Below are 9,593 nucleotides of genomic sequence, written 5' to 3'. Positions count from 1 at the left end.
TCTTAGGGACCGTTCACGCCGGCCTCCAAGTGCTCGGTCCTTATTTCTTCATTACGCATGCCCTTTATCGCAGAGAACGCGTTATTCTTATCGGGGGTTCCATGGACAATCGCACCGGGAAAGCTTCAGCCGTCAAGTTCAGGCCCGTTCCAACGCACTTGTTGGATGGGAAACGATTGACGAGAGACGGGAAAATACACTTCGCCCAAAACGTGTTTCCGGATTCGCGCGAATTCGTCCCGCTCTCCTCTTTCGGCATGGCCAAAAGCCAACTTCGGTTTATTGCCGAAGACGCGAAACACTGGCTCTACTCCGTCTTTGGCAGCATCGGCAACACCTATCTGCAACTTTATCTCGACGAATACGCGTTTCGTTGGAATTGCATATCCCGAGGCATCCCCTTGAAGGCTGCATGGGAACAAATGATGTTCGGTCGCGCCGTTTACGAGCGGACGATGTCGGCATCGTACTCCCATCTGCCTCTATCGCAGGGTTGTAGACAAGGATCGCTGTGGGGGAATGTCCCTAACGATTAGAAGTCCTGCAAATCCCTTTAAGCCAGATTCCTAATCAAAAATGAATCGCTCTGAAGTACGACAATTGCTGCGGCGATCTCTGCCTAACACATTGTCCTTCGGAAGATCGTTGCAGTAAGCTCCCAGCAAACGTCGCTGCCCTGCTGCAATAAGCTCCGAGCAAGCGTCGCTGCGCTGATGCGGTAAGCTCCGGGCAAGCGTCGCTGCGCTGATGCAACAAGCTCCGAGCAAGCGTCGCTGCGCTGACAGTAAGCTCCGGGCAAGCGTCGCTGCGCTGATGCAGTAAGCTCCGAGCAAGCGTCGCCGCGCTGATGCAATAAGTTCCGAGCAAGCGTCGCTGCGCTGATGCAGTAAGGTTTGAGCAAATTCGCTGCCCTGCTGCAGTAAGCTCCGAGCAAGCGTCGCTGCGCAGATGCAGTAAGCTCCGAGCAAGCGTCGCTGCGCTGATGCAATAAGTTCCGGGCAAGCGTCGCTGCGCTGAGCAAAGGGAATTGAAGCGGAATGCGACAAAAAGGGGGCACTCCCCCCTCTCAAAGCGGAAATATACAAACCACTGTGATACGCGAAGAGATGCTTATTGCGAAACATGCCTGTTACAAACTTAAAAAAGGCAGGCCGTTTGGCCCGCCTTTCATCCACGCTCCGCCCCATCTTGCAAGTTCCCTCCGGATCAGAATCCGAACGGATTCGCCACGCGGAACGAGATGCGCAGCCTTCCTTCCTCGAACGCAACGCCGTCGACCTCCGTCGGAATCGGCGCATCCCACGCGAGCGGCACGCGGACGATGCCGATCGGCACGAGCGCGGTCGGCAGCGGCAGCGCCTTGAGGCTCGTCGCGTAATGCTCGGCGACGACGTCCGGCTTGTCCCAGGTCAGCCGCAGCCGGTGCGTCAGCGGCAGGCGAAGCGCACCGCCGAGACGCACATCGGTCTTCACGATCAGTGTGTCGCCGGAGATCGCGATGTCCGCCCCCGTCAGCTCCATGAGTTCATTCAGCCGCCGCCGTTCATACAGCTCGGGCTTCAGCAGCGCGTTCAGCTCCGCTTCGTCGATCGTCAACGCCAGCGACCTTGCGGCGATCATCTCCCGCAGCTCGTTCGCGACGCTCGGCTTCGGAGCGGCCGACCAATCAAGCGGCGGCTCGGTCGAGCCGTACGCGGCGATTCCGGCGCCCGCGAGCAGCAGCAGCAGCGGCAGCACGAGCAGCAGCGGCAGGGAACGGCGCCTCCTCATCGGCGGCTCAGCCTCTCGGGCTGCCGTCCGTCGGGGAGGCGTTCGCATGCCCGTTCGCGCTGGCGGCGGCGCGCTTTTCTTTCAGCCAGCGCGGCGCGCCTTTGTTTTTCTTGTCGCGGTGACGATTCTCCGCCTTCTTCGCCGCGGCCGCGGCGGCGGACGTCTGAGCCTTGGGCTTGGGAGCGGCTTTCGCGCCGTTCGCTGACGCGCCCCTGCTCGCCGAGACGGCTGCGCCATTCGCGCCGTTCGTTGCAGCGCCCTTGCCAGCCGAGACGGACGCCGGCTTCGCCGCACCGGAGGCCGGCGCCTTCGCCGCACCGGAAACCGCCGCCTTAGCCGTATCGGCGGAAGGCGCCGGACGGCCCTGCTTCCGCGGCGAAGCGCCGTTGCCGGCCGCCGGCTGCCACGCGCCTTCCTTCAGCCGCTTCTCGCGAATCGCGATGCCGAGCGCATCGGCGAATTTCGCGGCGATGAACGTCCGGTTCGGCGTCAGCACAAGGATCGACTCGCCGGAGCGGCCCATCCGGCCGGTCCGTCCCGCGCGGTGCAAATATCGCTCCGCGTCGAGCGGCGGGTCGACGTGGATGACGTGCGTGACGTCCGGGGCGTCCAGTCCGCGCGCGGCGACGTCCGTCGCGAGCAACAGCTTCAGCTTGCCGCTGCGGAACCGGCGCATGACGGCCGTCCGCTCCTGCTTCGGCTGCTCCCCATATACGGCTTCGACCGCGAGTCCGTGATACTGCAGCTTCGCCTCGACCTCGGCGATCGATTCCGTCTGGTTGACGAACAGAATCGCCGAGCGCGGCTGCACCGTGCGCAGCAGCCGCCGCACCGCGTCGATCCGGTCCCGCTCCTCCGTCACGATGTAGGAGTGCTCGACCGTCGGCGGCAAGCGCAGCCCGGCCTCCTCCGGCGGCTCCGCCTCGACGCGCACCGCGTTCTTCGTCCACTTCGCCGCGACGCGAGACGCCTCCTCGGGCATCGTCGCGGAGCAAAACACCGTCTGCTTCGACGCGGGCAGCGCGCCGAGGATGCGCTCCGCTTCGCCGCCGGCGCCGAGCGCGAACGTCTGGTCCGCCTCGTCGACGACGACGTACTTCACTTCGGTCGTCTTCAGCTTCTTGAGCGCCATAATTTCCAAAATGCGTCCCGGCGTGCCGACGACGAGCTGCGGCTTCTGCTTCAGCTTGTCCAGCTGCCGCTGCAGCGAAGCGCCTCCGATCAACGCCTGCGTCCGCAGCGTCGTGCCTTCCGTCAAATCGCCGGCTTCGCGCGCGATCTGCATCGCGAGCTCCGCCGTCGGCGTCAACACGACGACCTGCAGCGCGTCCGACGCCGCGTCGATCCGCTCCAGCGCCGGCAGCAGGAAGGCGAGCGTCTTGCCGGTGCCCGTCCGCGACCGGATGACGGCGTCGCCGCCCCCGAGCAATGCCGGCAGCGCTGCCGCCTGAATCGGCGACGGCTCGACGATGCCGCGCGCCTCAAGCTTCGCGAGCCACGGACCTTGGATGCCGAGCGCGGCGAAGCCGCCCTTCTCATTCGTTTCGATCTCGTTCATAATGTCCCCCCGATGGGCTGTAATAGTTGGATATATTGGATAAAACCGCGCCGGAAGCGCTTTGACACGTGTCCCGGCGTGCGATAGACTGAATTCGAATCCGGAACCGCCCAGGTTCCGAAGCCGGCAAAGGAGAATCGACATGAAGCTGCTGAACGACCCGTCGCTTCGCGCGCAGTTCGACGCGCTGATCGAACAATACGCGGAACTGCTCGTCGGGGACAACGCCCCGGAAACGGTGGAACAGGTGAAACTGTGGGCGCTGTACAGCCACATCCACAAAACGATGCCCGCGCTCGCGAACCATTGGAACGCCGCCCATCCGGAAGGCAAAGCCGCCGTCCGGGAGCTGTTCGAGGACGTCAAAGCGCGGAATCAGCGGAAGGCCGCCGCTTCGCCTCCCCCTACTTCAACTTAAGAAATTTCGCCGAGAACGCGCCCACGAGGCCGATCGGCAGCAGCTGCCCGACGCGGACCGCTGCGCCGAGCCAGCCCGGTACGTTGACTTCCGCCTTGCGGCGGGCGAGCCCGTCGACGACCGCGTCGGCAACCTGCTCCGGCGTCACCATCATCCAGCGGACGTTCGATACATATCCGCCCTCAGGATCGGCGATGTCGAAGAACGACGTGCTGACCGGTCCGGGGTTGACCGCCATCACGTGCACGCCCGTGCCGTGCAGCTCTTGGCGCAGCGCATTCGTGAAGCCGAGCAGCGCGTGCTTCGTAGCCGAGTAGCCGCTCGATTTGGCGGTGGCGAATTTGCCCGCGATCGAAGCGACGTTGACGATCGCCCCGCTCCCGCGCTGCAGCATGTGCGGCAGCGCTTCGCGCGTGCACTGCACCGCCGCGAAGTAATTGACGTCCATCATGGCGCGGAACGAATCGTGGGGCGCGGCGAGCGCCGGCTCGAAGCGGCCGAAGCCGGCGTTGTTCACGAGCACGTCGACGCCGCCGAATCGCTCGCGAATCGTCTCGAAGGCGGCCCTCACGGCCTTCTCGTCGGCGACGTCGAGCGTCAGAGCGTGCGCCCTCGGCCCGAGCTCCGCCGCCAGCGCGGCCAGCTTGTCCGCCGAGCGCGCCGCGAGGATGACGACGGCGCCCCGCTCGTGCAGCCGCCGCGCGACGGCGGCGCCGATGCCTCCGGAGGCGCCCGTTACGAGCGCCGTTCGGCCTTGCAGGAAAGCGGTTGGTTTCATCGATCGCGTCACTCCCGGTCTTATGTAGAGAATTCGCCCGCGGAACCTCGAAAACGGAAAGCGCCGCTGCGCAACCGGACTCCTCGGGCGCAGAAAAAAAAACGCCAGCCGAAATTTCGGACGGTCGTCTTCTATCGAGTGAGTCGGATATTATTTTATCATGTTCGGCGAACGGATGGAAACGCGCGGCGCCCGCCTGCCGGGCATGACGCGAGACGCGTCATGCGATCAGCAGCTGGATGTCGAGCTCGCCGATGCCTTCCATCGACAGCGGAATCGACAGGACGCGGGTAGCCGAGATGACGCCGCCTTCCGTCGAGCTGATGATTTTCGGCGGCGTGATGTCGACGCGCAGTCCCTTGTTGTACAGCATCGTGCTCGCGTTGCCGCTGATCATGTTGCTCAGCTCCGAAATCGCGCTGTGACCCATTTCGCCGAGCTCTTCCAAAACGTAGCCGCCCATCATGGCGGACACCATCTTAAGCGCCACTTCTTCTTTCAAGCCGTAAATGATGTCTCCGGTCATTTGGCCGGTGAGGCCGATGTGGACCCACAAGTACTCTTCGTGTTTCACGATTTCCTTGATGCCGAACTCGCCCGCAGACGGTTTGACGCCGGCCACTTGTTCGATGACGATTCGCGCTGATTCCAAGAACGGATGGACGAATTCGGGATTCATACTCGTGCGCTACCTCCGTGCGATTCTTATCGTTCTTTAGACCTACGGCCTGTCCTAATCGTTAATGATTTTAATGTTTATTATACCCGAGATTTTCCACCGCGTATAGGAGGGTTTTCATGCCGAGCGTATGGACGCATTCGATATACGGGGAGCTGCTCCTTGACAGGCTCGATCTGGGTCTTTGGTTGGGGGACGATCGCGCGGCCAAAGCGCTGTTCCGCCTTGCCTGCCAAGGCCCGGACCCGTTGTTTTACCATCGCTTTTACCCATGGACGGCGAAGGCGCGGGCCGCGTCCGATTTTTGGGGCGGTCTGCTCCATCGGAGCCGCTGCGGCCCGTTCCTGCGCGAGCTGCTCCAGCGGTGCGAAGGGGCGGGCCCCGGCGATCCGCGCGCGATCTACGCGCTCGGCTGGCTGACGCACCACGCGCTCGACCGGATCGCGCATCCGTACGTGTTCGCGCGCCAAGGCAGCCGCAAGTGGGATCACCAGCGGCTGGAAGCGGCGATCGACACGTGCGTGCTGGAGCGGCTCCGAGGGCTCGACGCCGCGCGGACGCCGGTCGCGCCGACGCTCGACGCCGGCCCCCGGCTGCCGGAGGCCGTCTGCGCGTCGATCGAGGACGCGATGCGCCGCGTCTACCCCGAGCATGCCTCGCCGTTCCTCAACGGGCTGTGGCATCGCAGCTACCGGGACACGCTCGCCGCGTTCCGCTTGTTCCACGACCCCGTCGGCGTGAAGCGGGCCATGACGGGCGGCGCGATCGAGCCGTTCGTGCCGGGGCGGCGGCTGGATCCCGACGACCCGATGAACGAGCGCGGCGAACGGTGGCGTCCGCCCGCGGAGCCGAACCGCGAAAGCCGCGAGACGTTCTGGGACGTCTGGGAGCGAGCGCTGCTCGACGGCGAGCGGCTGCTCGGCGCGGCGGCCGTCTGGCTCGAAGCGAGCCGCCGGAGCGGGCCCGCCGAACGTCGAACGGCCTGGCTCGCCTTCGCGGAAGCGCTCGGCGACCGCTCGTACGAAACGGGCTTAGCGGCCGACCGGTAAACTGCCGTCCGACCCGCCGACCGGCGGGGACAGATCGCGCTCCGCTTCGCGCGCGCCTTTCTCGAGATCGACCCGCGTCAGGACGAAGATGCCGATGACGAAAAACGCGACGAGCGCGAGAATGCCGAGGCGGCTGTTGCCGATCATATTGACGTAGCCGAACACGGCCGGACCGACGATGCCGGCGAATTTGCTCCACACGCTCATGAAGCCGAAAAATTCGGCGTTGCGGCCGGCCGGAATGAGACGCGTGTAAATCGACCGCGCGAGCGCTTGGCTGCCGCCCTGCACGAGGCCGACCATCGCCGCCAGCAAGTAGAAATGGAGCGCCGTCGTCATGAAATAACCGAGCACCGTGATCAGCACGTAAATGCTAAGCGATAAGTACAATCCGGACTTCGCGCCGAATCGGTCGGCCAACCGGCCGAATACAATCGCGCACGGGAATCCGACGAACTGCGTGATGAGCAGCGCGCCGATGAGATGCGACGTTCCGATGCCGATCGTCTCCCCGTACGCCGTCGCCATTTTGATGATCGTGCCGATCCCGTCGCTGAAAAACCAGAACGCGATCAAATATTTGACGAGCTCCGGGTAATGCTTGAGCTGCCGGAACGTGGCGGACAGCCGCGCGAACGCGAGCCGCACCGCCTCCCCCGCCGGCACCGCCGCCGCGGGGCGCCGCTCCGGGACGCGTCGGAACAGCGGAATCGAAAACAGCAGCCACCACAGCGCCACAGACACGAACGCGAGCCGCGTGCCTCCGAGGGTATCGAGCCCGAACCATTCCGGCTTTTGGATCATGACGAGATTGGCCGCAAGCAGCAGCCCGCCGCCCAAATAGCCGTACGCATAACCGCGGGCGGACACCCGGTCGCGCTCCTCCGGCTCCGCGATGTCAGGCAGCAGCGCGTCGTAAAAGTTGAGCGAGCCGTTAAAGCCGACGACGCCGAGCAGCGTCAATGCGATCGCGAACCACAGCTGGCCTTCGCCGACGAACGCGTACAGCGTCGTCGCCAGGACGCCGAGCGCCATAAATCCGCCGAGCAGCTTCTTCTTCGCGCCGGAGACGTCGGCGACCGCGCCCAGCACGGGCGACAGCAGCACCAGCAGCAGCATCGCGGCCGATTGCGTATACGCCCAAGCCGTCAGCGCGACGTCGTCGCCGACGCCCGCTCCGGGTACGTTCACGAAAAAGATTGGCAGCACCGCCGCCATCATCGTCGTCGAATAGGCCGAATTCGCCCAGTCGTACATGACCCAGGCGCGCACGGCTCGTTTTTGATCCATCGCAGTCCCTCCGCTTTTGTCAGGTTGATAATGCTTTCATTGTACAGGAACCGTTCCGCGCCGACAGCTTTTTCTTTATTAATCTTTTGTAATATAATTGTGATTGGCCGAGAGGGGGCGTTCCGTATGAACTTAAACCAGTTGGAAACCCTGATTACGATATCGAAAACGATGAGCTTCCGGAAGGCCGGGGAACTGCTCAATTTGACGCAGCCCGCCGTTTCCGCGCAAATTAAAAGCCTTGAAGACGAATTCGGCGCGGTGCTCGTCGACCGGAATCAGCCGGTGACGCTGACCGATGCGGGCGTGCTGTTTCTCGAACAAGCGGAGAAAATTCTCGGCATCGTGGACGAGCTGAAAATGAAGCTCAGCGACATTAACGCGACGCCGCAAGGGCACATCCGGCTCGGCACGACGACGTCGATCGCCATCCAAATTTTACCCCGCGTCCTTTCCTACTTTAAAGACCAGTATCCGTTGATTCAGACGACGATCCACTCGATGACTTCGTCGCAAATTATGGCGAACGTCGAGAGCGGCGCCATCGACGTCGGCATTACGTATTTGTTCGAGAAAACGCCGACCCTCGCGACGTCGGTGCTGTATTACGACACGTTCGAGCTGGTCGTCGCGCCCGAGCATCCGCTCGCGGCGCACAAGCATCTTCCGCTCTCCGCGCTGCAGGGGCTGCCGCTCATTATGCTGTCGCCGGACACGGCGGGGCGCCGGTTCGTCGACGCGTTGTTCGGGAAGCACGGCATCGAGCCGAAAACCGTCATGGAGCTGCAGAGCAGCGAAGAAGTGAAGCGAATGGTGGAGCTCAACCTGGGGGCGGGCATCATTTCGAAAATGTCGGTCGGAAACGAGCTTCGGCTCGGCACCCTCAAAATGATTCAAGTGAACGAGCTCGAAATCAGCCATCCCGTCGGCGTCATCACGAAGACGGGCAGATACCTCAATTCCGCGATGCGGCAATTTTTAAGCGATCTGAAGGGCATGCCGGAGACGCAATTTTACGGCTCCGAATAAGGAGGGTTTTGCATGATATTCGATCTGCATACGCATCACGAGCGCTGCGGTCACGCAGAAGGCGGGATCGAGCGCTACATCGAGGCCGCGATCGAACGCGGCGTCGGCGCGATCGGCATCTCGGACCACTCGCCGTATTTCGGCCACAAGGACGATCACCCGTTCCCGGGCATCGCCATGGCGGCGAGCGAATTTCCGAATTACGTGAACGAAGTGCTGCGGCTGAAGGAGAAATACGCGGGGCGCATCGAAGTGCTGCTCGGGGTCGAGTCCGACTTTTTTCCCGAGCATCTGGACAAATACAAGAACGTCTATGCGAAATACCCGTTCGATTATATTATCGGCTCCGTTCACCAAGTGGACGGCGTATCGATCTTCAACCGCAACCGTTGGAAAAAGCTGACCGAAGCGGAGAAGCTGGCAACGAAGGAACGGTACTACGAGCTGATCGGGCGTTCGGCGCGAAGCGGCATGTTCGACGTGCTCGGCCATATCGACGCCATGAAGGCGTACTATCCCGCGTTTTCCGACATCCAGACGGAGGCGGTCGACAAGACGCTGCAGTTGATCGCCGAGTGCGACATCGCCATCGAAATCAATACGTCCGGCAAAATGAAAGAGGTCGGCGGCTGGTATCCGGCGGACGTCATTCTGGAGCGGGCCCATTATTTCGGCGTGAAGGTGACGTTCGGCTCCGACGCGCACACCCCCGAGCGGGTGGCGGACGATTGGGAATTCGTGCGGCAGAAGCTGAAAGAGATCGGCTACAAGGAATGGTGCTACTTCCGGCAGCGCAAGCGCGTGACGGTGGAGCTGTAACTTAAAGTTCGGCGGCGGGCTCGATGCCTGCCTTTTTTTGTTATGGAGACAAAAAAAGGGGACCTGACGCCGACGTGCGTTCAGGTCCAAAATATATATTTCAAAGGGGGTCTTGCCTATTACTATACGCCCCCAATATTAGGGCGCCGTAACGCCAATATTACCGTTTGATGACAAATGCGCCCCCCGAACTTCCGCGCCGG

The 9,593-nt window shown here is 62.6% G+C and carries 10 protein-coding genes; 5 read left to right on the top strand and 5 right to left on the bottom strand.

Features of this window, described 5'->3' with window-relative positions:
• Window positions 1-536, top strand: a 536-nt coding sequence (locus tag VE009_RS07115) for a hypothetical protein (protein WP_325006684.1), incomplete at its 5' end; no start/stop codon positions are given.
• A 670-nt stretch (window positions 537-1,206) separates the two neighbouring features.
• Here VE009_RS07115 and VE009_RS07110 read toward each other — a convergent pair.
• Both VE009_RS07110 and VE009_RS07105 read right to left on the bottom strand, forming a co-directional pair.
• Window positions 1,207-1,770, bottom strand: a complete 564-nt coding sequence (locus VE009_RS07110; RefSeq protein WP_325006683.1) for a hypothetical protein — start codon at window positions 1,768-1,770, stop codon at window positions 1,207-1,209.
• A 7-nt stretch (window positions 1,771-1,777) separates the two neighbouring features.
• A complete protein-coding gene (locus VE009_RS07105) occupies window positions 1,778-3,328 on the bottom strand; it encodes a DEAD/DEAH box helicase (protein ID WP_325006682.1) in 1,551 nt (516 codons plus the stop codon).
• Between the two features lie 142 nt (window positions 3,329-3,470).
• On the opposite strand from VE009_RS07105, the gene VE009_RS07100 reads away from it, so the two are divergent.
• Complete coding sequence (locus VE009_RS07100) at window positions 3,471-3,746, top strand: YusU family protein (protein ID WP_325006681.1); 276 nt, start codon at window positions 3,471-3,473, stop codon at window positions 3,744-3,746.
• Here the strand turns inward: VE009_RS07100 and VE009_RS07095 are convergent.
• Both VE009_RS07095 and VE009_RS07090 read right to left on the bottom strand, forming a co-directional pair.
• Window positions 3,733-4,524, bottom strand: coding sequence for an SDR family oxidoreductase (locus VE009_RS07095; protein ID WP_325006680.1), 792 nt, complete (start codon window positions 4,522-4,524; stop codon window positions 3,733-3,735). The two genes, VE009_RS07100 and VE009_RS07095, sit on opposite strands and share 14 nt — an antisense overlap.
• Before the next feature lie 220 nt (window positions 4,525-4,744).
• Window positions 4,745-5,203, bottom strand: coding sequence for a chemotaxis protein CheX (locus VE009_RS07090; protein WP_325006679.1), 459 nt, complete (start codon window positions 5,201-5,203; stop codon window positions 4,745-4,747).
• Window positions 5,204-5,322: 119 nt separating this feature from the next.
• Between VE009_RS07090 and VE009_RS07085 the strand changes: the two genes are divergently transcribed.
• Window positions 5,323-6,252 carry a zinc dependent phospholipase C family protein gene (locus VE009_RS07085; RefSeq protein WP_325006678.1) on the top strand — a complete coding sequence of 310 codons (930 nt, stop codon included), beginning with the start codon at window positions 5,323-5,325 and terminating at the stop codon, window positions 6,250-6,252.
• Here the strand turns inward: VE009_RS07085 and VE009_RS07080 are convergent.
• Window positions 6,235-7,542 carry an MFS transporter gene (locus tag VE009_RS07080; RefSeq protein WP_325006677.1) on the bottom strand — a complete coding sequence of 436 codons (1,308 nt, stop codon included), beginning with the start codon at window positions 7,540-7,542 and terminating at the stop codon, window positions 6,235-6,237. The genes VE009_RS07085 and VE009_RS07080 overlap by 18 nt on opposite strands.
• A gap of 126 nt (window positions 7,543-7,668) precedes the next feature.
• Between VE009_RS07080 and VE009_RS07075 the strand changes: the two genes are divergently transcribed.
• Together VE009_RS07075 and VE009_RS07070 are read left to right on the top strand one after the other, a co-directional pair.
• The gene (locus VE009_RS07075; RefSeq protein ID WP_325006676.1) at window positions 7,669-8,571 is read left to right on the top strand and encodes a LysR family transcriptional regulator; all 903 of its coding nucleotides are present in this window, start codon (window positions 7,669-7,671) and stop codon (window positions 8,569-8,571) included.
• Between the two features lie 12 nt (window positions 8,572-8,583).
• Window positions 8,584-9,390 (top strand): histidinol-phosphatase, encoded by an 807-nt coding sequence (locus VE009_RS07070; protein WP_325006675.1) that lies wholly within the window; start codon window positions 8,584-8,586, stop codon window positions 9,388-9,390.
• The last annotated feature ends 203 nt before the right edge of the window (window positions 9,391-9,593 follow it).

Source organism: Paenibacillus sp. (assembly GCF_035645195.1).
Lineage (GTDB): Bacteria > Bacillota > Bacilli > Paenibacillales > YIM-B00363 > Paenibacillus_AE.
This window is presented reverse-complemented; position numbering and strand designations above follow the sequence as displayed.